Raw genomic sequence first — 25,191 nt, 5'->3', positions numbered from 1 at the left:
GCAGGTCCCTAGGCCACCGCGCCTTGGAAGTGCTCCTCGATGAGCCCCTTGATGTCCTCGTGGCAGCCGCCGCAGCCGGTGCCGGCGCGGGTGGAGGCTGAGACCTCGGCTATCGTCCCGCAACCGGAGGAAACCGCGGCGGTAATGGAAGTCCCGCTCACCCCGGCGCACCGGCACACCGTGCGGTCCGGATCAGTAGCAGTAGGAGCAGCTTGGTCCGGGCCGTCCAGGCGCAGCAGCAGCGACCGGTCCGCGGGGAGCTCCGCGCCGCGCTCGAAGAGCTGCACCAGCTCCGCCCCCGTGCGCGGCATCCCCACCGCCACGAGGCCCTCAAGCACACCGGCGCGAGTGCTGATCTTGACGTAGCGCCTGTGCTCCGGGTCGGCCCACTGGGCCACCTGCAGCCGGGCCCGGCCGCCAACGGCGCCCGCGGTCAGGGCTTCCTCGTCCCACGGATCCGCGGAAACATCCCCGGCCACGGACATGGTCAGCCCGCGGGCCTTGAGCACCAGCACGCCCGGCTGTTCCGCCGGCAGCGGCGGCAGGGTTTCCGCCCCGGCCGGGGAGCCGGAGGCCAGCAGTGTCAGGTATTCGGCGAGCCATTCGGCCTGCCGCCAGCCCGGTCCCACCAGCCCGGACGGGCCCCGGGCGCTCCGGCAGTCCAGGCAGTCCGGGTCGGGGCAGCGGACCTCGGCGCAGTCGCCGATCGCGAAGATGTGGGGTTCGTGGTGCGCCCGCAGCCGGTGGTCCACCAGGATGCCGGCCGCCGTCGACAGTCCGCAGCCCTCGGCGAGTTCGGTCCGCGGCCGGACGCCGCAGGAGAGGACCAGCAGCTCGCCGTCGATCGCGGAACCGTCCTCCAGCAGTAGTGCGGAGAAGCCGCCGTCGGGCGCGTTGTGTTCAACGGCGACCGAGCGCGCGTTGCCGGCCACCTTCACGCCGCAGTTCCGCAGCGAAGCTGCCAGCACGGCGCCGCCGCCGCGGTCGATGTTGCGCCCCAGCGGGTGCGGGCCGTTGTGCACGACGGTCACGGCGGCGCCCTCCTCGGCTGCGGCCAGCGCGGTCTCGAGTCCAAGGACGCCGCCGCCGAGGACCACCACGCGCTTTCCGCCGGCTACCGCCGCCTGCAGCGCCGCGGCATCCGCCAGGTCCCGCAGCGCCGTCACGCCGGCGGGCAGCACCGGGGCGGCCGGATCCGGGTTCAGCCCGGTGAGGTTGGGGATTACCGGACGGGAACCGGTGGCGAAGACAAGCCGGTCGTAGCCGGGGGAGCTGCCGTCGCTGAGGAGGACCCGCTGCCGGGCGCGGTCGACCCGGCGGACCCGGGTGCCCAGCCGGACATCCACGCCGTCGGAGACCAGCGCCGCAGCATCGGCCAGCGCCATGGCGCCTGCCGTGGTCCGGCCGACGCCGAGGTCGGCCACCAGCACCCGGTTGTAGGCCGCCTCCGCCTCCTCGCCGACCACCGTCAGTTCCACCAGGCCTCCCCGCACCGCGGGCAGCAACTCGTCGATCAGCCGCGCCGCCACCGGGCCGAAGCCCACCACCACAATCCGTTCCGTCATGATGCACCTTCCATCTGGAGGACTTCGGCCTGCACTCCTTCGACCCGGGAGCCTGCCGCAGCCGGCCGCAGCCACACCTTGCTGGTCTTGAATTCCGGCATCCCGGAGACCGGGTCCGTGGCGGCCTCGGTGAGCCGGTTCGCGCTCTCCCATCCTGGGAAGTGGAACGGCAGGAACACCGTCTCCGGCCGGATCCCCGCGCTCAGCTCCGCCCGGCAGAGGACCTCGCCGCGCCCGTTGGCGACAGCTACGACGTCGCCCTCGGCGATGCCCTGCGCCGCGGCGGCGGCCGGGTGGATCTGCAGCCGCGCCTCGGGCTGTGCGGCGGCGAGGGCGGCCACCCGGCGGGTCTGGACGCCGGACTGGTAGTGCTCCAGCAGACGCCCGGTGATCAGGGTCATCGGGGTGCCCGCCGGGTCGGCGCCGCCCGCCGCGACCGGAAGCGTTCGACGGCGCGGCGCCACTGGAGTGAACACCGCCCGGCCGTCCGGATGGGCGAAGGAGTCCAGGAACAGCCGCGGCGTCCCGGAGCTCCCGGCCGGGTAGGGCCAGTAGGCTTCCTCGCCGCGGTCCAGCAAGGCGTAGTCGATCCCGGAGTAGTCGGCCAGGCCGCCCGCGGAGGCGAGCCGGAGCTCCTCGAACACGGTCTCCGGATCCTCGCTGAAGGTCGAGGGCGCGTCCAACAGCGCGGCCAGCCGGGTCATGATCCAGAGTTCGCTGCGCACACCGGGCGGGGGATTGATGGCCCGCCGGCGGCGCAGCACCCGGCCCTCGAGGTTGGTCAGGGTGCCTTCCTCCTCCGCCCACTGGGTCACCGGCAGGACCAGGTCCGCCTCGGCCGCGGTCTCGGACATAAAGAAGTCGCAGACCACCAGGAAGTCCAGGCTGCGCAGCCCGGCGATCACGGCGTTCGCATCCGGGGCGGAGACCGCCACGTTGGCGCCGTGAACGAAGAGGCAGCGGACGCCGTCGGGCCGCCCCAGGGACTGGAGCAGTTCGACGGCGGGGACGCCGGGACCGGGGATCGAGGATTCGGGGACACCCCATACGCCGGCGACGTGGGCGCGGGCGGCGGGGTCGGTGATCTTGCGGTAGCCGGGAAGCTGGTCCGCCTTCTGGCCGTGCTCGCGGCCGCCCTGGCCGTTGCCCTGGCCGGTGAGGGTGCCGTAGCCGCTGCGCGCCGAGCCCGGCAGGCCCAGCAGCAGGGCGAGGTTGATGGCGGCGGTGGCCGTGTCCGTGCCGTCCACGTGCTGCTCCACGCCGCGGCCGGTGAGGATGTAACTGCCGCCCTGCCGCGCACCTTCGGCCAGCCGCCGGGCGGTGTCGCGGACCAGTCCGGCCGGGACCCCGGTGAGGGACTGCACGCGCTCCGGCCAGTAGGGGCCGACGCTGCGGAGCAGGGCCGGGTAGCCGGTGGTCCGCTCCGCGATGTAGGCGCCGTCCGTCAGGTCCTCGTGGATGACAACGTGGGCCAGGCCCAGCAGCAGGGCCAGGTCGGTGCCCGGCAGGGGCTGCAGGTGCAGGCCGCCGCCGTCGGCAGTGAATGCCGCGGTGGCGGAGCGCCGGGGGTCGACGACGATCAGCCCGCCGGCGTCGCGGGCCCCTTGCAGGTGCTGGACGAACGGCGGCATGGTCTCGGCGACGTTGGAGCCCAGCAGCAGGACGGTGCTGGCGGAACCCAGGTCCGCCAGCGGGAACGGCAGGCCCCGGTCCAGGCCGAAGGCCCGCATCCCGGCCGCGGCGGCCGAGGACATGCAGAACCTGCCGTTATAGTCGATCCGCGAGGTGCCCAGGGCCAGCCGGGCGAATTTGCCCAGCTGGTAGGCCTTCTCGTTGGTCAGGCCGCCACCGCCGAACACCCCGACGGCGTCCGGCCCGTACGCGGCGCGGGTATTTTTGACCGCGGCGGCGGTGAGCTCCAGGGCCGTGTCCCAGCTGGCCGGTCGGTGCACGCCGTCGGGGCCCCGGAGCAGCGGCTCGGTGACGCGCCCCGGGTGCTCCAGCAGCGACGCCGAGGTCCAGCCCTTGCGGCACAGGCCGCCGCGGTTGGTGGGGAAGTCCCGGCCGGCCACTTCCAGCGGAGCGTCCGGCCGTGCCGGAGCTGCAGCCGCCGGAACTGCCGACGCGGGTTGCACCTCCGGAACGGTCAGTGTCATGGCGCACTGGAGCGCGCAGTACGGGCAGTGCGTGGCGGCGCCGTCGCTCATTTAGACGTGTCCTTTTCCGTGGCGGGTGGCGGGGCGCAGGTAGCAGGTCCAGCAGACGGCCAGCATCACCAGGTAGGCCGCGACGAAGCCGTAAAAGGCCGGGGTGTAGGAGCCGCTGGCGGTGTTGGAGGCGTTCAGGACCTGCGGGATGACGAAGCCGCCGTAGGCGCCGATCGCGGAGATCAGGCCCAGCGCGGAGGACGCCAGCCGCTGGGTCGCCACGGTGCTGGCCCCGGACAGGGCTGCCCGGCTGTGCAGGGCGAAGATCACCGGGATCATCCGGTAGGTGGCCCCGTTGCCGAAGCCGCTGGCGGTGAACAGCGCCAGGAACAGGGCCAGGAAGAGCCAGAAGTTGCCCAGCGGCAGGGTCCAGACCATGGTCAGGGTGATGACGGCCATCGCGGCGAACGCGGTCACGGTCATCCGCGCGCCGCCCAGCCGGTCCGCCATCCTGCCGCCGTAGGGCCGGGCCAGCGAGCCGACCAGCGGCCCGAGGAACGCCAGGGACAAGGCCACGGTCCCGACGCCGATCGAGGAGAAGGCCGGGAAGTAGTCCTTGATGAGTTTGGGGAACACGCCGGCGAAGCCGATGAAGGAGCCGAAGGTGCCGATGTAGAGCAGCGCCATGATCCACAGGTGCGGTTCCTTGACCGCGGCGAGTGAGCCGGCGACGTCGCCCTTGGCGCTGGTCAGGTTGTCCATGTACTTCCAGGCGCCGAAGGCGGCGAGCAGGATCAACGGGATCCACATCAGCCCGGCCACCGGCAGGTTCACGGTCCCGGCGGCCAGCACGGTAATGGCGACCGGCACGGCGAGCTGGGCGACGGCGGCGCCCAGGTTCCCGCCGGCGGCGTTCAGCCCCAGCGCCCAGCCCTTTTCGCGGGCCGGGTAGAAGAAGGTGATGTTGGCCATCGAGCTGGCGAAGTTGCCGCCGCCGAATCCGGCCAGGGCGGCCACGAGCAGCATGACGCCGAACGGGGTGCCGGGGTTTCCGACGCACAGGGCCAGCCCGGTCGAGGGGATCAGCAGCAGCATGGCCGAGACGATGGTCCAGTTCCGGCCGCCGAAGCGGGGAACCATGAAGGTGTAGGGGATCCGGAGCGTCGCACCCACCAGGCTGGGCATCGAGATCAGCCAGAAGATTTCGTTGGTGGAGAAGCGGAAGCCGGCCCCGGGGAGCTGGACCACCACTATCGACCAGAGCTGCCAGACCACAAAGCCCAGGAACTCGGCGAAGATGGACCAGTTCAGGTTCCGCCGGGCGATGCCGCGGCCCAGGGACTCCCACTGGGTCTTGTTCTCGGCGTCCCAGTTGGCGATCCAGCGGCCCGGGCGGTACTCGAGCGCGGGGCCGGCGACGGCGGTGCGCTCGGCGGCGGGTGCGGCATCGGCGTCGTGGTTGGGGGAAACGCCGGTTGCGGCGTCGGCAATGCGTTCAGCAGTCACGGGGACCTCCTTCGGGGTTGTCCCTCAAAACTAGGGACGCCGCATTTCCGGGACGCTCGCGCTTTGTTAACGTGCTGTGACGTTTGCCTATCGGCTCCTTTGTGACGGCGTGAGGCGGCGTGGGCGCCGCAGCGGGGGCGACCAACAGGTGGGACGACACGAATTGTCCAAATAGTGGAACATTTGTCCATTGCGTGGACACGAGGAACTAATATCAGACATATATCCATTCCTTAGCCGGACGCCTCTCCGCAGAGCGATCCGGTCTTCATGAAAGCGTCACTACATGTCATCCACTGCCACTTCGACGGAGCATGGGTCCGCCAAGCAGGTGAACTCGCGCGGCCGCGTGATCGTCGCCAGCTTGATCGGCACCACCGTTGAGTTCTACGACTTCTACGTCTACGCCACGGCCGCCGTCCTGGTCTTCCCGAAGCTCTTCTTCCCGGGCCAGAACGAGACCACCCAGCTGCTGAGCTCTTTCGCCGTCTTCGGCGTTGCCTTCATCGCCCGCCCGCTCGGCTCGATCGTCTTCGGCCACTTCGGTGACAAGTTCGGCCGCAAGGGCACCCTGGTCGCCTCGCTGCTCACCATGGGCATCGCGACGTTCCTGATCGGCTGCCTTCCGACGGCCACCGTTCCCGGCTGGACCTTCTGGGCCCCGGCCCTGCTCGTCGTGATGCGCTTCGCCCAGGGCCTCGCCCTCGGCGGCGAATGGAGCGGCGCGGCCCTGCTGGCCACCGAGAACGCCCCGGCCAACAAACGCGCCATCTACGGCACGTTCCCGCAGCTGGGCGCGCCGATCGGCTTCATCATCGCCAACGTGATCTTCCTGGTCTTCAGCTACACCCTGAGCCCGGCGGCCTTCGAAGCGTGGGGCTGGCGCGTGCCGTTCCTGCTCAGCGCCGTCATGGTCATCATCGGCCTGTACGTCCGGCTCAAGCTGATCGAAACCCCGGCCTTCACCAAGGTCATCGAATCCAACGAGGTCGCCAAGCTGCCGCTGGGCCGGGTCTTCAAGAGCAGCTGGCGCCAGCTGATCCTGGGCACGTTCATCATGCTCGCCACCTACGTGCTCTTCTACCTGATGACCACGTTCACGCTGACCTACGGCACCCGCGCATCCAGCCTGGACGCCGCCAAGGCCGCCGCCGAGAAGGCCGGCAAGCCGATGACCGAGGCAGCAGCCGCTGCCTTTGTCCCGGGCCTGGGCTTCACCCGCAACGACTTCCTCTGGATGCTCATTGCCGGCGTCGTGTTCTTCGGCATCTTCACCCTGGTCTCCGGCCCGCTGGCCGAAAAGTACGGCCGCCGCAAGATGCTGATTGCCGTGACCGCGGGCATCTTCGTCTTCGGCCTGCTGTTCGTTCCGCTCTTCAGCGGCGGCTTCGTCGGCACCATGGCCCTGCTGATCATCGGCTTCTCCCTGATGGGCCTCACGTTCGGGCCGATGGGCGCGCTGCTGCCGGAGCTGTTCCCGACCAACGTCCGGTACACCGGCTCGGCCATCAGCTACAACGTCTCCAGCATCCTGGGCGCGGCTGTGGCACCGTTCATCGCCGTCTGGCTCTGGGAACTGGCGAAGGGCAGCCCCGTGCTGGTGGGCGTGTACCTTACCGCCATGGCCGTGCTGACGCTGATCGCCCTGTTTGTGAGCAAGGAAACCCGCGACCTGGATTACGAGAACAACGTAGCCTGACGCTCCAGCCCGGATATTGGCTGAAATGCCCGGTGTGTTCTGTGGACACGCCGGGCATTTCCGTGTCCCGGGGCGGTGGCGGCTGAATAACTGGGCAGGAGCGCGACGACGGGGCCCCGCGACGGGCCTGCGGCGGGGCCCTTACCGGGCGTAGCGCTCGACGAAGTTGCGCAGGATGGCCATCGGCTCGGTGACGTTGTGGTGCCGGGCCTGGGCCATCAGCTCCTCGGCGGAGTCGGGTGGGAAGTAGCCGGCGTGGCGGTAGATGTCGATCCGTGTGGTGAGGCCGTCGGCGTCGAGCTCCGGGTGGAACTGGGTGGCGTACAGGTTGGAGCGGATCCGGAACATCTGCACCGGGCAGGTCTCGGAACTGGCCAGCAGCACGGCCCCGCCGGGCAGCACAGTGCAGGCCTCCTTGTGGCCCACGAACGCCGTGAACCGCTCCGGCAGGCCGCGCAGAAGCGGGTCCTGCTGCCCGGCGGAAGTGATGCTGACGGTGACGCCGCCCAGGCCCTCGCCGTAGGTCCGGTCGATCACGGCGCCCTGGTGCAGTCCCAGGGTGCCGACGCCGTAGCAGGCGCCCAGGAACGGGAAGTCCTCGGCCACGATCCGGTCCAGCAAGGCGAACAGCTCGCGCTCCACCCGGTGCTGGACGTCGCTCTTATGCTCCGCGGGGTCGCTGGAGGTAAACGGGCTGCCGCCCACAATCACGCCGGAGTACTCGCTGAGCTCCAGCCGGGGCAGCGGGGCTGCCTCCATCCGGACCCGGTGCAGCTCGGTCTCGGCGAGCCCGGTGTAGCGCAGGTAGGCGAGGTATTCGTCGTCGGCGGCGGCGTCCTCGGCGCGGGAGGCGAGGAGCAGAAATGGCTTCACGTAACTAAGTCTGCCCCCGCCGCCGGCGATGCCGCTATTCGGCCGGCTCGCCGTCCTCGATCATGGCGATCACGGCGCCCGCGGAGACGGTCTCGCCGGCCGATGCGGAGAGCCCGATCACGATGCCGGCGCGGTGTGCGGTAAGCGGCTGTTCCATCTTCATGGCTTCGAGCACGACGACGAGGTCGCCTTCGGAAACCCGCTCGCCCTCGGCGACGGCCACCTTCACGATGGTGCCCTGCATCGGGGAGGTCAGGGCGTTGCCGCCGGCCGGCGCCGCCGTGCCGGCGCTCCGGGAGCGCTTCTTGGCTTTCGCCGGCTTGCCGCCACCGCCGCCGGAGATGGAGCCGAGGGACGCCGGGAGCACCACTTCGAGGCGCTTGCCGCCGACCTCGACGACGACGCGCTGGCGTTCGCCGGCGTCGGCTGCTTCAGCTGCGGTGCCGGTGGGAGTCCAGGCGGGGATGTCGTTGACGAAGGCGGTCTCGATCCAGCGGGTGTGGACCTTGAACGGGCCTTCGGCGGGGGCGAAGTCGGGGTTGCTGACGACGGCGAGGTCGAACGGGATGACGGTGGGGATGCCCTCGACCACCATTTCCTCGAGGGCGCGGCGGGAGCGCTGCAGGGCCTGGGCGCGGGTGGCACCGGTGACGATCAGCTTGGAGAGCATCGAGTCGAAGTTGCCGCTGATGACGTCGCCCTGCTCCACGCCGGAGTCGATCCGAACGCCGGGCCCGGTGGGGTTCAACAGCTTGGTGATGGTGCCGGGGGCGGGCATGAAGTTCCGGCCCGGGTCCTCGCCGGTGATGCGGAATTCGATCGAGTGGCCGCGGACCTCGGGGTCGCCGTAGCCGAGCTCCTCGCCGCGGGCCAGCCGGAACTGCTCGCGGACCAGGTCGATCCCGGTGACTTCCTCGGAGACGCAGTGCTCCACCTGGAGGCGGGTGTTGACCTCGAGGAAGGAGATGGTGCCGTCCTGGCCGACGAGGAACTCGCAGGTGCCGGCGCCGAGGTAGCCGGCTTCCTTGAGGATGGCCTTGGAGGAGTCGTAGAGCCGCTGGTTCTGCTCCTCGGTGAGGAACGGGGCGGGTGCCTCTTCCACCAGTTTCTGGTTGCGGCGCTGCAGAGAGCAGTCGCGGGTGGACACGACGACGACGTTGCCGTGGGCGTCGGCGAGGCACTGGGTCTCGACGTGGCGCGGGGCGTCCAGGAAGCGCTCGATGAAGCACTCGCCGCGGCCGAACGCTGCGGTGGCTTCGCGGACGGCGGATTCGAAAAGCTCGGGGATCTCCTCGCGGGTGCGGGCGACCTTGATGCCGCGTCCGCCGCCGCCGAAGGCTGCCTTGATGGCGACCGGCAGGCCGAACTTGTCGACGAATTCGAGGATTTCCTCGGCGGAATTCACCGGATCGGCGGTGCCGGGGACCTGCGGGGCGCCGACCTTCTCGGCGATGTGGCGGGCTTGGACCTTGTCGCCGAGGGCGGAGATGGCCTCGGGGGAGGGCCCGATCCAGGTGATGCCGGCGGCGATCACCTTCGAGGCAAACTCGGCGTTCTCGGCGAGGAAGCCGTAGCCGGGGTGGATGGCGTCGGCGCCGGAGCGCTGGGCCACCTCGATCAGCTTGTCCATCACCAGGTAGGACTCGGCGGCGGTGTTGCCGCCCAGGGCGTAAGCCTCGTCGGCGAGCTTGACGTGCAGGGCATCGCGGTCCGGATCCGCGTAGACGGCCACGGAGGCGATGCCTTCATCGCGTGCGGCGCGGATGATGCGCACGGCGATTTCGCCGCGGTTGGCGATCAGCACCTTGCTCAGGCGGTGGGTGCCCGGCGTGGTGGCTGCGGGCACTGACGTTGCGGACTGCTCCGAATTTGCTGACAAGGCGTCTCCTTCTTTCCTTCAGGGAGCCTAGCGCGGTTTTGTGGGTTCCGCCGATATTACTTGCGGATCCCGCGCGTAAACGGCCGATCCTTTGTGGGGTTCCTACAAGGTGGTGCGAAATGGCTCACTCGGCACGGACCGCGGAGGTGCCCCGGAGTTCACTCGGAGCGGATGTCGGCGGGGTCGGCGGCCCCGCCGGTCCAGAGTTCGGTGACATTCACTTTGGCCTGGCCCAGCAGGCTGCGCAGGGTGGAGATGGAGAGCCCGACGACGGTGTGCGGGTCGCCGTCGACCTTGCGGATAAAGGCCCCGCCGTAGCCGTCGATCGTGAAGGAGCCGGCGCACTGCAGCGGCTCGCCGGTGGCGATGTATGTGTCGATCTCGTCCTCGCTCATCTCCATGAAGTGCACCTCCGCGGAGGAGACAGCGCCCAGCGTCGCGCCGGTGCCGGCGTCGTCGTCGTCGTCGTCGTCGTCGTCCGAGGATTTCGTGTCCGTGTCGCGGCAGTCGACCAGCCAGTGGCCGGTGTGCAGCACGCCCATGCTGCCGCTCATCCGGAGCATCCGTTCCCTGGCGACGTCGGCGGTGTACGGCTTGCCGTGGGCCTCGCCCTCGAACTCGAAGACCGAGTCGCAGCCGATCACCAGGGCGCCGTCGGCCTCGGGCAGCGAGGCGACGGCCTCGGCCTTGGCGCGCGCCAGCAGCAGGGCGGTGTCGTGCGGGTCGGTCACACCGTAGCGGGCCTGCACGGCGTCCTCGTCGACGTCCGAGACGAGGACGTCGTGGGCGATGCCGGCGTTGCTGAGCAGCTTGGTGCGGGCGGGGGACTGGGAGGCAAGAATGAGGCGGGTCACGGCTCCAGCCTAGTTGACGGGCGGTACAGCAACGCGGGGTCACTTCGCGCCCATCCGGAGGGGATTTATGGGCGCGAAGTGACCCCGCGTTGCTTTGGTCGGTGCCGGCTAGCGCGCGGCGACTTCCTCGGGCTCGCCGGCGCCGGCAGCGTCGGCATCGGCGTCGGACGTCGGCTTGTGCAGCTTGGCGCCCTCGACGTCGACGTCCGGCAGGATGCGGTCCAGCCAGCGGGGGAGCCACCAGGCCTTGCGGCCGAGCAGGTACATCACGGCCGGGACGATCGTCATGCGCACCACGAACGCGTCCACCAGCACGCCGAAAGCCATCGCGAAGCCCAGCGGCCGCACCATGTTCAGGTGCGAGAAGATGAAGCCGGAGAACACGCTGACCATGATGATCGCGGCCGCGGTAACCACGGCGGCCGCGTGGCTGAAGCCGGAACGGACCGCGTGCTTGGCCGTTTCGCCGTGCATGTAGGACTCGCGCATGCCGGAGGCGATGAACACCTGGTAGTCCATGGCCAGGCCGAACAGCACGCCGATCAGGATGATGGGCAGGAAGCTCAGCACCGCGCCGGGGTTCTCGACGCCGAACACGGTTCCCAGCCAGCCCCACTGGTACACCGCGACGACGCCGCCGAACGCGGCCGCGAGCGAGAGCAGGAATCCGCCGGTGGCCAGGAGCGGCACCACGATGGACCGGAACACCAGCAGCAGCAGGATCAGCGAGAGCCCGACGACGATCGCCAGGTAGGGCGGCAGCGCGGCGCCGAGCTTGCTGGAGACGTCGACGTTGCCGGCGGTCTGGCCGGTGAGGCCGATGCCGACGCCGGTGGCGTCCTGGATCCGGCCCTTTTCGGCGCGCAGATCCGAGACCACCTCGACGGTGCTGGCGCTGGCCGGACCCTCCTTCGGCAGGATCTGGAAGACGGCGGTGCGGCGGTCCTCGCTCAGCGCCAGCGGCACCGCGGCGGCAACGTTGTCCGTCTTGCGCAGGATGTCCGCGACGTCGAACTGCTTGGCCTGCGCCTCGGCGGCACTGAGGCCCGCGGGGAAGTCGCCGACGACGATGATCGGCCCGGTCATGCCCTCGCCAAAGCTCCGCTTGGTGACGTCATAGGCCTTGAACGCCTGCGAGGCGACCGGCTCCGAACTGGCATCCGGCAGGGCGAGCCGGAGCTGGCTGGCGGGCAGGGCCACCACGCCCAGCAGGAGCACGCCGGCCACCAGGGCCAGCCAGGGGTGCCGGGTGACGACGCCGCCCCAGCCGTGGCTGCTGCGGTATTCGTCCCTGGCACGGTCCTCGGTCTCGTGGCCCGGGGCGGCGTTGTGCCGCTCCGCCTTGGCCCAGGCCCGCTTGGAAATCAGTTTGCGGCCCACCAGGGACAGGACGGCCGGCGTCAAAGTCAGGGCGACGACGACGGCGACGGCCACCGTGGCGGCGGCGGAGAGACCCATGACGGCGAGGAACGGCAGCCCCGGCACCACGAGGGCAGCGAGGGCAATGATCACCGTGAGGCCGGCGAAGAGCACCGCGTTGCCGGAGGTACCGGTGGCCAGGGCCACGGACTCTTCGGGATCCATGCCCTTGAGCAGCTGGCCGCGGTGCCGGTTGACGATGAACAGGGAGTAGTCGATGCCGACGGCCAGGCCGAGCATGAGCGCCAGCATCGGGGAAATGGAGCTCATGTCGACGGCGCCGCTGAGCGCGAAGGTACCGCCGACGCCGACGGCCACGCCGACGATTGCCATCAGCAGCGGGAGGCCGGCGGCGACGAGGGTGCCGAGCATGATGATGAGCACCAGGGCGGCGACGGCGATGCCGATGATCTCCGCGGTGCCGAAGATCTCGGAGATGTCCTCGCTGATTTCCTTGCTGGGCAGGGCGGTCACGTTGGCGGCGGAGACCTCCTTGACGATGTCCTGGACTTCCTGCCGCACCTCCGGCTTGAGGCCGTTGATCGAGGTCTTGAACTGCACCTGGGCGATGGCGGCCTTGCCGTCCGCGGAGACAAAGCGCAGGCCGTTGGAGGCCTCAAGCTGGCGCTTGCCGAGCGCCAGCTTGGCGTTGCCGGCCTCGAGTTCCTTGGTGCCGGCGTCGAGCTTGGCCTGCCCGGCGGTGAGGGCGGCCTTCTGCTGGCCGAGCTGGGCCTCGACGGCCGCGGGCGGCAGCCCGGCGGCGGCCATCTGCTGCTCGGCGTCGGCCAGCTGGGCCTTGCCGGCGGCGAGCTCCGCAGCGGCCTTGTCCAGCTGGGCCTTGCCCGCCGCGGCCTTCTGCTCTCCGGCGGCAAGGTCCGTGACGGCCTTGTCCAGCTGGGCCTGGGTGGCGAACGGATCCACGGTCCCCTGGACGTCGGGGAGGGTCTTCAGCTTGGTCAGCGCGGCGGAGACCGCGTCCTTGCCGGCCTGGCTGAACTGCGCGTCGTTGGCTTCAAAAACGATGCTCGCGGAGCCGCCCGAGGAGGACGGGAGTTCCTTTTTGAGCTTGTCCGCCATCTGCTGGGTTTCGGTACCCGGGATCTGGAAGTTGTTGGACAGCGTGCCGTGAAGCGCCGCCGCGGCGCCGCCGACGGCAACCATGACGGCAAGCCAGAGGGAGATGACGAGCCAGCGGTGGCGGTAGGAGAACTTGCCGAGTCGATAGAGCAAAAGAGCCATGTCAGGACCGATCTGGGGAAGGGGCGGCGGGTGGGGTGGCGGCCGGGACGGCTGCGGGGGAGGCAAATCCGGAGCCCAGTAGGCCCATGGAGTCGATCAGGAGTTGGCGCAGGGTGGAGAGCGATTCGGGGGTGAGTGAGCCGCCGCAGCGTGCGAACCAAACATCCATGGCGGCTTTGCCGCAGTAGATGACCGAGCCGGCGAGGGCGCGCAGGTACAGCTCGTCGATTTCGACGCCGGAGCCCCGGGCGAAGCGTTCGCGGGCGGCGTCGATGATCTCGGCGGTGCAGTGGTCCCAGGCCTCGAGCTCGGACCGGTTGAGCTGCGGGTTGGACTGGCCCAGGCTGTAGAGCTCAGCCAGCGGAGCAATGGTCATCGGGTCGGCGAGTTCAACCAGGGCCGCCTGCGCTGATTCCAGGATCGGTTCGTCGGCCGGGCGCAGCCGGAACTGCTGGAGCGCGGTGTCCAGGAACCCGTGGGTTACGGAGGCGATGACCACTTCGGTGCTGCTGAAGTAGTTGAAGAAGGTCCGGCGGGAGATGCCGGCGGTTTCGGCGATGTCCTCCACCGTGAAGTTGCCCGGGCCCCTGGAACGGAGCAGGCCGAGCGCGGCATCCGTAATGGCCTGCCGGGTGGCGGCCTTGTTGAGTTCGCGTCGCGACGGCGGCGCCGCCCCGCCGTCGGGGTCGGAAAGGGGCGGAGTGGGCATGCACTTACACTATGTGCATGTTTGCACTCAGGGCAAGTTTCTGGGCTCAGCTCGTCAGCTGGACGGACTGGCCCGTTGCGCCGGGCTCGCCGGCGCCCAGCGGGATGGCAAACACCGCCGTGCCGTAGGCGCAGATCTCCGTCCAGTTGTTGGCCATGTGGGCCGTGTCGAACCGCATCGCCACGATCGCGTTGGCACCGCGCTGCGCGGCCTCCGCGACCATCCGCGCCATGACCTCCTGCCGGCTCTCGTAAAGCACCTGGGTCAGTTCGCGCAGCTCGCCGCCGGCCAGCGAACGTAATCCCGCCACGACCTGGGCGCCGACGTCCCGCGACCGCACGGTCAGTCCCATGACTTCGCCGAAGACGGCGTCAATCCGGTGGCCGGGGATGTCGTTTGAGGTCACGATCAGCATGACCTGAGCCTAGCCACTTTGCGCCCCGGGACAAGGGAAGGTTTTGGGGAACGGCACGGCCTGGAAGCATTCACAGGAAGATGAAAGGTTCTGGACAGCTCCCGCCGAAGCCCGCGGCACACACTGGAGTCACGTCTTGCGAAAGACCACTGACCGCAGAGCCGTCGCTGTACGGCAGATCCAGGAGAGCGCACATGTCACGTACCAAGAGAATCACGCTAGGCATTTCGGCCGCCGCCCTGGCGCTGGGCGCCGGCGTCGGAGTCGCTGGGATGGCCTCCGCCACCACGACGCCGACCCCAACCCCCAGCTCCACCGCTTCCCCGGACGGCAGCAGCACAAAGGGTGACGGCATGGGAATGCGCGGCGGGCACGGCCCTGGCGGTGAACGCGGCGAACGCGGAGGCTTCGGCGGTGCGCGGGCATCCGAACTCGCGGCCAAGCTCGGCGTGGACGAAGCCAAGGTCACCGACGCGCTGAAAGCCTTCCGCGACGCCCACAAACCGACCGCCCGGCCGGCTGAAGGTACCCGGCCGGACAGGGCGGCCATGGAGGCGGAGCTGGCCAAGTCCCTCGCGTCCTCGTTGGGCATTGACGAGGCCAAGGTTACGGCGGCCCTGACGGAGCTCCGCACCGCCGAACAGGCGGAACGCGCCGCGGCGCTGAAGACCAGGCTGGACAAGGCTGTCAGCGACGGCACCCTGACCCAGGCCGAGGCCGACGCGGTCACCAAGGCCGTCGAGAAGGGCGTTATCGGCGGAGGCGGCCACTAGGGCGCAGCAGCACCAGGACCATAAAAAAGTAGTCCCCGGGAGGAGCACCCCGGGGACTACTTTCGTCAGGCGGTGGCTTAGGCCTTGGCGCCGGCCAGTTCGCGTCCCTCGGCAGCCGGGACACCGCCGTCGGCGTCCACACGGGAGGCGTCCACAACATCGGCGTCCACGACGTCGTCGCTGAACGGGTCACCGTTGCGCGGGGCGTTGTAGAGCGACTCGTCCAGGATGCCCTGGCGCTTGGCCACGATGGTGGGGACCAGGGCCTGGCCTGCCACGTTGACCGCGGTGCGGCCCATGTCCAGGATCGGGTCGATCGCCAGTAGGAGGCCGACGCCGGCCAGCGGCAGTCCCAGCGTGGAGAGCGTCAGGGTCAGCATGACGACGGCGCCGGTGGTGCCGGCAGTAGCGGCGGAGCCCAGCACCGAGACGAGGGCGATCAGCAGGTACTGGGTGAAGTCCAGCTGGATGCCGAAGAACTGGGCCACGAAGATCGCGGATACAGCCGGGTAGATCGCGGCGCAGCCGTCCATCTTGGTAGTGGCGCCCAGCGGCACGGCGAAGGAGGCGTAGGCGCGGGGCACGCCCAGGGAGCGTTCGGTCACGCGCTGGGTCAGCGGCAGGGTCCCTACGGAGGAGCGGGAAACGAAGGCCAGCTGCACCGCGGGCCAGACGCCGGAGAAGTACTGCTTGATGGACAGGCCGTGGCTGCGGACCAGGACCGGGTACACCACGAACAGCACGAGGGCGAGGCCAACGTAGATGGCAAAGGTGAACTTGCCGAGCGAGCCGATGGTGTCCCAGCCGTAGACGGCCACGGCGTTCCCGATCAGGCCGACGGTGCCGAGCGGGGCGATCCGGATGATCCACCAGAGGACCTTCTGGATCACGGCGAGGGCGGAGGCGTTGAGGTTCAGGAACGGCTCGGCGGCCTTGCCCACCTTCAGGGCCGCGATGCCGACGGCGATCGCGATCACGAGGATCTGGAGGACATTGAAGCTCACTGCGGTGGTCGCGACGCCGTCCGTGACGGTGGTGCTCGCGCCGAGGCCCAGGAAGTTCTTCGGGAACAGCCCGGTCAGGAACGCCCACCAGTCACCGGACTTGCCGGCGTATTCGGCCTGCTTGGTGATGCCGGTGCCAGCGCCGGGCTGCAGCAGCACGCCCAGGCCGATGCCGATCAGCACCGCGATCAGCGAGGTGATCGCGAACCAGAGCAGCGTGTTCCAGGCCAGCCGGGCCGCGTTGGAGACGGCGCGCAGGTTGGAGATGGAGCTGACGACGGCGGTAAAGATGAGCGGCACGACGGCGGTCTGCAGCAGCGAGACGTAGCTCGAGCCGATGGTCTGCAGGGTGGCGCCGAGGGCGTTGGGGTTGGCCTTGGTGCTGCCTGTGTATTTCGCGAGCAGGCCAAGGCCCAGGCCCACGATCAGGGCGGCGATGATTTGGAAGCCGAATGAGCCGGCCCATTTGGGCAGCTTGAAACCGGGCTTGCCTGCGGTTGCGGGGGTGCTTGTCTGAGTGGTCACCCGAATACGCTAGGACCGGGCTGCATAACACGGCGAACAAACGTTGAGAAATGTTACGCGTCCCAGATATTCCCCCGCCCACAAGATCCCCGCAAAGACGCCGAAGGACCACCCGTTTATGAAGTTATTCCGGCCCCAGGTGTGGCGATTGTCTCTCCATAGGCCCGGGGGAGCAGGCATCCGGCAGCGTGCGTCTAAGCGAGGAACGAGCGAGCACGCAGAGGATGGCTGCTCCCCCGGGACACCAGGCAGGGTGCCTGCAACAGGCCCGGCCTACCCCAGCAGCGCCCGCTTCAGCGTGTCCAACCCCACGGAGCCCATGTTGAGCGCCTTGGTGTGGAAGGCCTTGAGGTCGAAGCCCGGCCGGGATTCGAGCTCGGCGCGGATCTGCTCCCAGAGCCGCTGGCCCACCTTGTACGACGGCGCCTGCCCCGGCCAGCCGAGGTAACGGGTGAACTCGAACTTCAGCTGGCCCTCGCTGATCGCAAGGTTCTGCTTCAGGAACTCGTACCCCGTGTCCGGAGTCCAGGTGCCCGACCCCCAACGCTCGGGCACCTCCAACTCCAGGTGCACGCCAATGTCGAACACCACCCGGGCCGCCCGCATGCGCTGCATGTCCAGCATGCCCATGTGGTCGCCCGGATCCTTCAAATAGCCGAGCTCCTGCATCAGCTTCTCGGCGTACAGTGCCCAGCCTTCCCCGTGCCCGGAGGTCCAGCAGACGTTGCGGCGCCACTTGTTCAGCAGCTCCCGCCGGTAAGTGGCCGTGGCGACCTGCAGGTGGTGGCCCGGAACGCCCTCGTGGTAGACCGTGGTGGTCTCGGCCCAGGTGGTGAAGGTGTCCTCGCCCGGCGGCACAGACCACCACATCCGGCCCGGCCGGCTGAAGTCGTCCGAGGGGCCGGTGTAGTAGATGCCGCCTTCCTGGGTGGGGGCAATCTTGCACTCGAGCGTCTTCATGGCGTCCGGGATGTCGAAGTGCACGCCGGCGAGGTCGGCCACAGCCTTGTCGGAGAGCTCCTGCATCCAGGCCCGGAGGGCTTCGGTGCCTTTGAGCTCGCGGGCCGGATCGTTGTTCAGGATTTCCTTGGCCTCTTCGACCGTGGCGCCGGGCCGGATCTCGTTGGCCACGCGCTCTTGTTCGGCGATCAGGCGGTCGAGTTCCTGGACACCCCAGGCGTAGGTCTCCTCGAGGTCCACCGTGGCGCCGAGGAAGGAGCGGGAGGCCAGGGCGTAGCGTTCGCGGCCCACGGCGTCCTTTTCCGGGGCGGCCGGCAGCAGTTCGGATTCCAGGAAGCCGGCCAGCCGGGCGTAGGCCGCGCGGGCGGTGGCAGCTCCGGCGTCGAGCTTGGACTGCACGTCTTCGGGCAGCGGACCCTCGGCGGTCTTTGCCTCGGCGGCCAGCTTGGCGAAGAAGCCGTCGTCCGCGGCGTGCTTGGTGGTCTGTTCGATCACGATCCGGACCTGGCGGGCGGCGGAGACCCGGCCGGCGTCCCGGGCGGTGCGCAGCGACACGATGTAACCGTCCAGGGCAGCGGGGACATTGTGCGCGCGGCCGGCGATGTGCTCCCACTGCGCGGCGGTGTCCATCGGCATCAGGTCGAAGATCGCGCGGATCTCCTGGGCCGGGGAGGCGATGTTGTTCAGCTCGGCCAGGTCCCAGCCGGAGTCGTGGATCTCAAGCTGCAGGCCGAGGCGCTCGCGCATCGCGTCCAGGGTGACGGCGTCGACGTCGTCAGCGGGCTCGAGCCCGTCCAGCGCGGCGAGGGCCTCGCGGGCCGCGGCAGCGAACTCCTCATGGCCGGCGGGGGAGAAGTCCGGGTACTCGGTTTCGTGGCCGGGCAGGCCCAGCTCGGTGGCGAAGCTCGGGTTGAGCCGGATCAGGGTGTCCGTGAAGGCGTCAGCGACGGCGTCGATCGCGGTCTGCGGGCGTGCCGGAACCGGATTGTCGGGCGTGGTGTTCTGAGTTGTTTGGGTAGTCACCCGAACGAGACTAGCCGGGCCGCGCCAGTTATGAAAGGGTTACTGAACTTTTCTTAGCCGCGGCTGCGCTTCCACGAGCCCGGGCCCGGCTTCGGCGCCAGTTGCAGCTGCTGCCGCCGGATCCAGTGCCGCACGCCCGGCTTCTCCGCAGCGGCCGTCTCGCCGCTGCCCAGGGAAAGGACGACTGCGGTCAGCGCGGCGAGTTCTTCGGCCGTCGGCTCGCCCTTCACGACGGCGAGCGCCGGCTGCGCCGCCGCCGGGGTGGCTTCCGGCTCGGTCCCCGGTTCGATCGAGGGCGTCACAGCGGGATGTTCCCGTGCTTCTTGGCGGGCAGGCTGGCACGCTTGTCCCGCAGCGCGCGCAGGCCCTTGATGATCTGCAGCCGCGTCTCGGACGGGGCGATCACCGCGTCCACGTAGCCCAGCTGGGCGGCCTGGTACGGGTTGAGCAGCTCCTCCTCGTACTGCCGGATGACCTCGGCGCGCTTGGCCTCGACGTCGCCGCCGGCCTCCGCAACCGCGGCGAGCTCGCGGCGGTACAGGATGTTGACCGCGCCCTGAGCGCCCATCACGCCGATCTGCGCGGTGGGCCAGGCCAGGTTGAGGTCGGCGCCGAGCTTCTTGGATCCCATCACGATGTACGCGCCGCCGTAGGCCTTGCGGGTGATCACGGTCAGCTTCGGCACGGTGGCCTCGGCGTAGGCGTAGAGCAGTTTCGCGCCGCGGCGGATGATGCCCTGGAACTCCTGGTCCTTGCCCGGCAGGAAGCCCGGCACGTCCACCAGCGTGATGATGGGGATGTTGAAGGCGTCGCAGTGCCGGACAAAGCGGGCGGCCTTCTCCGAGGCTGCGATGTCCAGGGTGCCGGCGAACTGCATCGGCTGGTTGGCCACGATGCCCACGGTGTGGCCCTCGACCCGGCCGTAGCCGATGATCACGTTCGGCGCGTAGAGCGACTGCATCTCCAGGAAATGCGCGTCGTCGACGATCTGTTCGATCACCTTGCGCATGTCGTACGGCTGGTTGGCCGAGTCCGGGATGAGCACATCGAGGGCCAGGTCGTCGTCGTCGAGCTCCGGCTGCTGGCTGTGTTCCAGCACCGGGGCTTCGGCGAGGTTGTTGGAGGGCAGGAAGTCCAGGAGTTCGCGGACGAACTCGACGGCGTCCGCCTCGTCGGCGGCGAGGTAGGTGGAGGTGCCGGTGTTGGCGTTGTGCTGCCGGGCCCCGCCGAGGGTCTCCATGTCAACGTCTTCGCCGGTGACGGTCTTGATCACGTCCGGGCCGGTGATGAACATGTGCGAGGTCTTGTCCACCATGACGACGTAGTCGGTCAGGGCGGGGGAGTAGGCCGCGCCGCCGGCGGAGGGGCCCATGATGAGCGAAATCTGCGGCACGACGCCGGAGGCGTGGACGTTGTTGCGGAAGATGTCCGCGAACATGGCCAGCGAGGCGACGCCTTCCTGGATGCGGGCGCCGCCGCCGTCGAGGATGCCGACCACGGGGCAGCCGTTGCGCAGCGCGAACTCCTGGACCTTGACGATCTTCTCGCCGTTGACCTGGCTCAGTGAACCGCCGTAGACGGAGAAGTCCTGGCTGTAGACGGCCACGGGCCGGCCGTCCACGGTGCCGTAACCGGAGACCAGGCCGTCGCCCAGCGGCTTCTTCTTCTCCATGCCGAACGCCGTGGAGCGGTGCACGGCGAGGGCGTCGAACTCGACGAAGGACCCGGCGTCGAGCAGCAGGTCGATGCGCTCGCGGGCGGTGTTCTTGCCGCGCGCGTGCTGTTTCTCGATCGCTTCCGGGCCGGAGGGCTGCTCGGCACGGGCCTGGCGGTCGCGGAAATCGGCAATCTTTCCCGCGGTCGTGGTCAGATCGTGGCTCATCAAGTGTCTCCGGCTCTGTTGTTCGCTGCTGTTCATCGTTACGGCTGTCGCAGGCCTGTGCGGTGGCGCTTAAGTGGATTCCACACAAAAACATGGCCGTGCTGGCAAGTCTAGTGACGGTATTCGTCCGCGCCGCTGTAGAAAACCTACAATTTTCACCCCAAGCTTCACCGCCGGCTGCTGCGCTCCAGCCCAGTTGCCCGCGGCCGCACCGGGGCTGGACCCCGGAATTCCGCGGGTGCGGGCCGTATTTCCGTGTCCGCGCGGGCAATAACCGGGCGGGAACGGCCTGACCGCCCCGCGAACAGGTATGTTACTGGTGAGTAACATCGGCTAAGGTGGGGCTATGACTTCAAGCAACGACGCTTCGGCCGTCTCCCCGGAACCCCGCCAGCCGGAGCCGTACCAGGCCTCGGGTACCCTGGCGGGCCGCACCATCCTGATGTCCGGCGGCAGCCGCGGCATCGGCCTGGCGATCGCCCTCCGTGCGGCCCGGGACGGCGCCAATATCGTGCTGCTGGCCAAGACCGGCCAGCCGCACGCCAAACTCGAGGGCACCGTCTACTCGGCCGCCGAGCAGATCGAGGAGGCCGGGGGACAGGCGCTGCCGCTGGTCGGCGATGTGCGCAACGACGCCGACGTCGCCGGCGCGGTTGCCGCCGCCGTCGAACGCTTCGGCGGGATCGACATTGTGGTCAACAATGCCTCGGCGATCGACCTCTCCAAGACCGACGCCGTGGACATGAAGCGCTATGACCTCATGCAGGACATCAACGTCCGCGGCACCTTCCTGCTCAGCAAGCTCGCCCTGCCGGCGCTCCGCGAATCCACGGCCGGGCAGATCCTCACGCTCTCGCCGCCGCTGAACCTGGACCCCAAGTGGGCCGGCATGCACCTTGCCTACACCATGGCCAAGTACGGCATGAGCCTGACCACGCTGGGCCTGGCCGAGGAACTCAAGGTGGACGGCATCAGCGTGAACTCGCTCTGGCCCTGCACCCTGATCGACACCGCCGCGATCCGCAACATGCCCGGCGGCGAGCAGATCGTCCGCGGTGCGCGCGGCCCGCAGATCATGGCCGACGCCGCCCACGCCGTGTTGACCGCCAGCAATGCCATCCCGGCATCCGGCAGCTGGAGCGGAAATTTCTACACCGACGAAGAGGTGCTGGCCGCAGCCGGCGTCACGGACTTCGCGCCGTACAGCCTGGGCGCGCCGGAAGACCGGCTGGTTCCTGACATTTTCCTCTGAGTTTCCGGCCGCTTTTCGCCGTTCCGGGGCGGTGCGGGCCGCCGAAACTCCCCACCTTTGCGGGTTCGACGCCGGAATGCCGCGGCGTGTCAGTGCAACGCGCCGGCGGCGGCGTCCAAACGTGGGGACGTTCCGCGGTGACCGGGCCGGAGCCGGCGGAGCGGTAACTCGGTAGGATTCAAGCATGCAAGCCGCGCAGGAGACACCGGACCGTCCACCCCTGGACCAGGGCGCCCTCAGCGACGCCGCGTTCCTCTCGGCCAACGGCATCCCGCAACTGACCGTAGTGGAGTCCACCGGCTCCACCAACGCGGACCTGCTGCGCGGCGTGAGCGTGGATCCCGGTGCCTGGCCGGACCTGTCCGTGCTCACTGCTGAGTACCAGAGCGCCGCCCGCGGCCGCCTGGACCGGCACTGGGAAGCCCCGGCCCGCAGTTCCGTTTCGGTCTCGATCGTGCTCCGGCCGGTCAACGCCGAGGGCCGCCCGCTGCCCACCCAGAGCTACTCCTGGCTTTCGCTGCTTGCCGCGCTCGCGCTGCGGGAGGCCCTGCTGGAAACCGCCGGCATCCCGGCCGAACTCAAATGGCCCAACGACGTCCTGGTCCGCGGCCAGAAGATCGCCGGCATCCTCGCACAGCTGGGCCCCATGGGCGACGGCGCCGTTCCCCCCGTGGTGCTCGGGACCGGGCTGAACGTCACTCTCACCGAGGCCGAACTTCCGGTGCCCACGGCCACCTCGGTGCTGTTGGAACACCCGACGACGGTGGACCGGACGGCACTGCTGAAAAGCTACCTCTCCCGCTTCGCCACGCTCTACCGCAGCTTCTGCAACGCCGACGGCGACCCCGCCGCGGGAATGGCTGGCGGTCCTTCGCTGCACAAGCGGGTGGAGCACGTGCTGACCACCCTCGGCAAGCAGGTCCGGGCCCAGCTTCCCGGCGACCACGAGATCATCGGCCACGCCACCAGGCTGGACGACTACGGATCCCTGCTGGTGGTCGATGCGGCCGGGCACGAGCACGTGGTGACCGCCGGCGACGTCGTGCACCTGCGTCCGTGGACCCCTCCCGGCGAGGCCGGCGGCGAAAGCGGCTATGCGTAAGGAGCTCCTCCCGGGCGAGCAAGTGATTGTCGTTACCCGCCCCCAGCCGCGGACACTGATCGTCCCGGGCCTCCTGTTCATCCTGGTCTCCGCCCTCACCGCCTTTGCCTGCGCCTGGATTGTGAAGGGCGGGCCGGCCAAACTCGTCCCGCTCGTCACTCCCGACTGGACGCCGTGGCTGATCGGCGGCTGCCTGGCGCTGGCGGCCTGGGTGCTGGTGGGCTACTGCCTCCCCAGGGTGGTGACCTGGCACGCCAGCCGCTACACCCTGACCAGCCGGCGCCTGGTTGCCCGATACGGCATGTTGCGGCGGCGCGACCAGCAGGTTCCGCTGGCCGCGGTCCGTAATGTGTTCATCGAACAGACGCTGCTCCAACGGACCCTGCGCTCGGGGAATATATCCTTGGATACCGGGTACCCCTCCAGCACGGTGATTCCGGACGTCCCCGAAGTCATGACGTTCCGGAACTTCATTCTCGACGCGTTAGACGAACTTCCGGAGGACGAACTGCTTGAGGCCGACGACACGATGCACGATCCCGGCGAATGGCCCATGGACTTGAGAGAAGGTGGAAGAGATGAACGCTGACAACGTGCACCCCGACACCGGACTCCTGGCCGCCGAACCCTCGGACGTGCCCGAAGCGGTACTCGAAGCGTCCTCCCTCGAAGCCGCCGTGCTGGACTCCCTCGCAGCTTCCGACGCCGATGACCCGGCCGACTTCGACACCGACGCCGGCTCCGACGCCACTGACCCCGCCGACGGTGCTGCTGACCCCGCCGACGGTGCTGCTGACCCCGCCACCGACGACAACGCTGATACCGACGACGACGCCGCCGCCGGCCCGGCTGCCGCCGAAGAGCCGCCTGCCACCCCTCCCACCGGGACCATGTCCGCGGAACGCCTCGCCACCAAGGCCCTCGAGCAGCGGCTGCTGGGCGGCGAACGCAAGCTGCGCCGCCGCGAGGTGGCTGCCGGTGCAGGGCTGTCCCTGCTGTCCGCCCGGAAACTCTGGCGCGCCCTCGGGTTCCCCAACCTCGGCGACGACGACGTGGCGTTCACGGAACGGGACCAGTCCGCGCTGAGCACAATTGTGGACCTGGTCCGCGCCGGCAAGCTCACCGAGGAAGCGGCCATCTCCGTCACCCGCGCCATCGGCCAGATGACGGACCGCATGGTGGTCTGGCAGATCGAGGCCCTGGTGGAGGACATGGTCCACCAGCAGGGGGTCACCGACGCCGTGGCCCGCAAGCGGTTGGTCAGCGAACTGCCCTCGCTCGTGGACGCACTCGAGGAAATGCTGGTCTACTCCTGGCGCCGCCAGCTCAACGCCGGGGTGCAGCGCCTGGCCGTGCGCGCCGAGGCCGGCCTGGCCTCAAGCGAGGAAGGCCGCGAAGGGGACGAGGACGACGCCCCGCTGCCGCTCGCCCGCGCCGTCGGCTTCGCGGACCTGGTCTCCTATACCAGCCTGTCCCGCCGGATGAACGAAAAGACGCTTGCCCAGCTGGTGCAGCGCTTTGAGAACAAGTGCGCGGAAATCATTTCCGTCGGCGGCGGACGCCTCGTGAAGACGGTCGGCGATGAAGTCCTCTACATTGCCGAAACCCCTGCTGCCGGGGCCGAGATCTCGCTGGCCCTCTCGCAGGCCTTCAACGAGGACGAGATCCTGCCGCAGGCGCGCGTGGCCATGGTGTGGGGCCGCATCCTCTCCCGGCTGGGTGACATCTACGGGCCCACCGTGAACCTGGCCGCCCGCCTCACGGCGCTGGCCGATCCAGGCACCGTGCTGGTGGACTCCATGACCGCGGCGGCGCTGGAACACGACGAACGCTTCGTACTGCTTCCCCGCGACGCCGAGAACGTGCGCGGCTTCGGCGAAATCCACCCCGTGGAGCTGCAACGGGGCAGCGGGAGGGGCCTGGTCCTGGATTAGGCGGCCAGGCAGAGACCCTGAACGCCCGCAATAGCGGCGCGCAGGTTTCTCTATTCGATGGTCAATATGTCATAGTCGTGGATATCCGACCACGCCAAGGCACTTCACTGCGTCCAGCGGGCGTGACACTGGGGGACAGCAGGAAATGAAAAACATCCTCGATACCGTGCGGGCAAAAACACGCCCCGGCGTCCGCCCTGCCCGAACCAAAACCGCATCCGCAGCCCGGACAAAACACCGCAAAAATTACCTGACCGCAACCGGCCTTGTGGCTGCTGCTGTGGTGTTGGTGACGGGGGCCATCATCTATCCGGGGTTTAAGACTGCTGAGGTGGAGTTGAACGATGGTGGTGTGTGGGTGGTGTCGAAGGCGAAGAATGCGGTGGGGCGGTTGAATTATCCGTCGCGGGTGTTGGATGGTGCGGTGACGC

The 25,191-nt window shown here is 69.1% G+C and carries 20 protein-coding genes; 7 read left to right on the top strand and 13 right to left on the bottom strand.

Going from position 1 to position 25,191, the window contains the following annotated elements; translation table 11 throughout:
• Positions 1 to 8: 8 nt before the first annotated feature.
• The 3 genes from AC1DB8_RS12490 to AC1DB8_RS12480 are packed head-to-tail and all read right to left on the bottom strand — an operon-like array spanning position 9 to position 5,218.
• Positions 9 to 1,565: an FAD-dependent oxidoreductase gene (locus AC1DB8_RS12490; protein WP_476893209.1), complete on the bottom strand. Its 1,557-nt coding sequence runs from the start codon at positions 1,563 to 1,565 to the stop codon at positions 9 to 11.
• Entirely contained in the window at positions 1,562 to 3,772 is a 2,211-nt protein-coding gene (locus tag AC1DB8_RS12485) for a molybdopterin oxidoreductase family protein (protein WP_476893208.1), read from the bottom strand. Before AC1DB8_RS12485 ends, AC1DB8_RS12490 begins: the two co-directional genes overlap by 4 nt.
• Positions 3,773 to 5,218, bottom strand: a complete 1,446-nt coding sequence (locus AC1DB8_RS12480) for an MFS transporter (protein WP_441418415.1) — start codon at positions 5,216 to 5,218, stop codon at positions 3,773 to 3,775. It lies immediately after the preceding gene.
• Between the two features lie 286 nt (positions 5,219 to 5,504).
• Between AC1DB8_RS12480 and AC1DB8_RS12475 the strand changes: the two genes are divergently transcribed.
• Positions 5,505 to 6,917 (top strand): MFS transporter, encoded by a 1,413-nt coding sequence (locus AC1DB8_RS12475; RefSeq protein WP_441418414.1) that lies wholly within the window; start codon positions 5,505 to 5,507, stop codon positions 6,915 to 6,917.
• 141 nt (positions 6,918 to 7,058) lie between these two features.
• Here the strand turns inward: AC1DB8_RS12475 and AC1DB8_RS12470 are convergent, their stop codons facing one another.
• From AC1DB8_RS12470 to AC1DB8_RS12445, 6 genes are all read right to left on the bottom strand, one after another.
• Entirely contained in the window at positions 7,059 to 7,790 is a 732-nt protein-coding gene (locus AC1DB8_RS12470; RefSeq protein WP_441418413.1) for a glutamine amidotransferase, read from the bottom strand.
• Between the two features lie 34 nt (positions 7,791 to 7,824).
• Positions 7,825 to 9,636, bottom strand: a complete 1,812-nt coding sequence (locus tag AC1DB8_RS12465) for an acetyl/propionyl/methylcrotonyl-CoA carboxylase subunit alpha (protein ID WP_476893288.1) — start codon at positions 9,634 to 9,636, stop codon at positions 7,825 to 7,827.
• 191 nt (positions 9,637 to 9,827) lie between these two features.
• Entirely contained in the window at positions 9,828 to 10,523 is a 696-nt protein-coding gene (locus tag AC1DB8_RS12460) for a Maf family protein (RefSeq protein ID WP_476893207.1), read from the bottom strand.
• A 108-nt stretch (positions 10,524 to 10,631) separates the two neighbouring features.
• Complete coding sequence (locus AC1DB8_RS12455) at positions 10,632 to 13,181, bottom strand: MMPL family transporter (protein ID WP_476893206.1); 2,550 nt, start codon at positions 13,179 to 13,181, stop codon at positions 10,632 to 10,634.
• Position 13,182: 1 nt separating this feature from the next.
• The gene (locus tag AC1DB8_RS12450) at positions 13,183 to 13,890 is read right to left on the bottom strand and encodes a TetR/AcrR family transcriptional regulator (protein ID WP_476893205.1); all 708 of its coding nucleotides are present in this window, start codon (positions 13,888 to 13,890) and stop codon (positions 13,183 to 13,185) included.
• Between the two features lie 46 nt (positions 13,891 to 13,936).
• Complete coding sequence (locus AC1DB8_RS12445) at positions 13,937 to 14,305, bottom strand: YbjQ family protein (protein WP_476893204.1); 369 nt, start codon at positions 14,303 to 14,305, stop codon at positions 13,937 to 13,939.
• A 194-nt stretch (positions 14,306 to 14,499) separates the two neighbouring features.
• Between AC1DB8_RS12445 and AC1DB8_RS12440 the strand changes: the two genes are divergently transcribed.
• Entirely contained in the window at positions 14,500 to 15,078 is a 579-nt protein-coding gene (locus tag AC1DB8_RS12440) for a hypothetical protein (RefSeq protein ID WP_476893203.1), read from the top strand.
• 77 nt (positions 15,079 to 15,155) lie between these two features.
• On the opposite strand, the gene AC1DB8_RS12435 is transcribed toward AC1DB8_RS12440, so the two are convergent.
• From AC1DB8_RS12435 to AC1DB8_RS12420, 4 genes are all read right to left on the bottom strand, one after another.
• Entirely contained in the window at positions 15,156 to 16,607 is a 1,452-nt protein-coding gene (locus tag AC1DB8_RS12435; RefSeq protein ID WP_441418407.1) for a dicarboxylate/amino acid:cation symporter, read from the bottom strand.
• A gap of 273 nt (positions 16,608 to 16,880) precedes the next feature.
• A complete protein-coding gene (locus tag AC1DB8_RS12430; protein WP_476893202.1) occupies positions 16,881 to 18,590 on the bottom strand; it encodes a DUF885 domain-containing protein in 1,710 nt (569 codons plus the stop codon).
• 53 nt (positions 18,591 to 18,643) lie between these two features.
• Positions 18,644 to 18,892: an acyl-CoA carboxylase subunit epsilon gene (locus AC1DB8_RS12425; RefSeq protein ID WP_476893201.1), complete on the bottom strand. Its 249-nt coding sequence runs from the start codon at positions 18,890 to 18,892 to the stop codon at positions 18,644 to 18,646.
• The gene (locus tag AC1DB8_RS12420) at positions 18,889 to 20,472 is read right to left on the bottom strand and encodes an acyl-CoA carboxylase subunit beta (RefSeq protein WP_441418404.1); all 1,584 of its coding nucleotides are present in this window, start codon (positions 20,470 to 20,472) and stop codon (positions 18,889 to 18,891) included. Before AC1DB8_RS12420 ends, AC1DB8_RS12425 begins: the two co-directional genes overlap by 4 nt.
• Before the next feature lie 346 nt (positions 20,473 to 20,818).
• On the opposite strand from AC1DB8_RS12420, the gene AC1DB8_RS12415 reads away from it, so the two are divergent.
• The 5 genes from AC1DB8_RS12415 to AC1DB8_RS12395 all read left to right on the top strand — a co-directional run.
• Complete coding sequence (locus tag AC1DB8_RS12415) at positions 20,819 to 21,724, top strand: SDR family oxidoreductase (RefSeq protein ID WP_441418403.1); 906 nt, start codon at positions 20,819 to 20,821, stop codon at positions 21,722 to 21,724.
• A gap of 184 nt (positions 21,725 to 21,908) precedes the next feature.
• On the top strand, positions 21,909 to 22,826 hold the full coding sequence (locus AC1DB8_RS12410) for a biotin--[acetyl-CoA-carboxylase] ligase (protein WP_476893200.1): 918 nt from the start codon (positions 21,909 to 21,911) through the stop codon (positions 22,824 to 22,826).
• Complete coding sequence (locus AC1DB8_RS12405) at positions 22,819 to 23,415, top strand: PH domain-containing protein (RefSeq protein ID WP_476893199.1); 597 nt, start codon at positions 22,819 to 22,821, stop codon at positions 23,413 to 23,415. Before AC1DB8_RS12410 ends, AC1DB8_RS12405 begins: the two co-directional genes overlap by 8 nt.
• Positions 23,405 to 24,760 carry an adenylate/guanylate cyclase domain-containing protein gene (locus AC1DB8_RS12400; protein WP_476893198.1) on the top strand — a complete coding sequence of 452 codons (1,356 nt, stop codon included), beginning with the start codon at positions 23,405 to 23,407 and terminating at the stop codon, positions 24,758 to 24,760. Before AC1DB8_RS12405 ends, AC1DB8_RS12400 begins: the two co-directional genes overlap by 11 nt.
• Before the next feature lie 145 nt (positions 24,761 to 24,905).
• Positions 24,906 to 25,191 (top strand): hypothetical protein (locus AC1DB8_RS12395; RefSeq protein ID WP_476893197.1); only part of this gene is annotated, 286 nt, incomplete at its 3' end.

This window comes from Arthrobacter sp. 10N410 (genome assembly GCF_056394945.1).
Note: the sequence above shows the minus strand (reverse complement) of the source record. Positions and strands in the feature narration are given on the sequence as shown.

Coding starts and splice junctions, on each gene's coding strand:
- AC1DB8_RS12440 (WP_476893203.1), top strand. CDS start 14,500: ATGTCACGTACCAAGAGAATCACGCTAGGCATTTCGGCCGCCGCCCTG.
- AC1DB8_RS12410 (WP_476893200.1), top strand. CDS start 21,909: ATGCAAGCCGCGCAGGAGACACCGGACCGTCCACCCCTGGACCAGGGC.
- AC1DB8_RS12450 (WP_476893205.1), bottom strand. CDS start 13,890: ATGCCCACTCCGCCCCTTTCCGACCCCGACGGCGGGGCGGCGCCGCCG.
- AC1DB8_RS12400 (WP_476893198.1), top strand. CDS start 23,405: ATGAACGCTGACAACGTGCACCCCGACACCGGACTCCTGGCCGCCGAA.
- AC1DB8_RS12420 (WP_441418404.1), bottom strand. CDS start 20,472: ATGAGCCACGATCTGACCACGACCGCGGGAAAGATTGCCGATTTCCGC.
- AC1DB8_RS12485 (WP_476893208.1), bottom strand. CDS start 3,772: ATGAGCGACGGCGCCGCCACGCACTGCCCGTACTGCGCGCTCCAGTGC.
- AC1DB8_RS12475 (WP_441418414.1), top strand. CDS start 5,505: ATGTCATCCACTGCCACTTCGACGGAGCATGGGTCCGCCAAGCAGGTG.
- AC1DB8_RS12415 (WP_441418403.1), top strand. CDS start 20,819: ATGACTTCAAGCAACGACGCTTCGGCCGTCTCCCCGGAACCCCGCCAG.
- AC1DB8_RS12455 (WP_476893206.1), bottom strand. CDS start 13,181: ATGGCTCTTTTGCTCTATCGACTCGGCAAGTTCTCCTACCGCCACCGC.
- AC1DB8_RS12405 (WP_476893199.1), top strand. CDS start 22,819: ATGCGTAAGGAGCTCCTCCCGGGCGAGCAAGTGATTGTCGTTACCCGC.
- AC1DB8_RS12490 (WP_476893209.1), bottom strand. CDS start 1,565: ATGACGGAACGGATTGTGGTGGTGGGCTTCGGCCCGGTGGCGGCGCGG.
- AC1DB8_RS12445 (WP_476893204.1), bottom strand. CDS start 14,305: ATGCTGATCGTGACCTCAAACGACATCCCCGGCCACCGGATTGACGCC.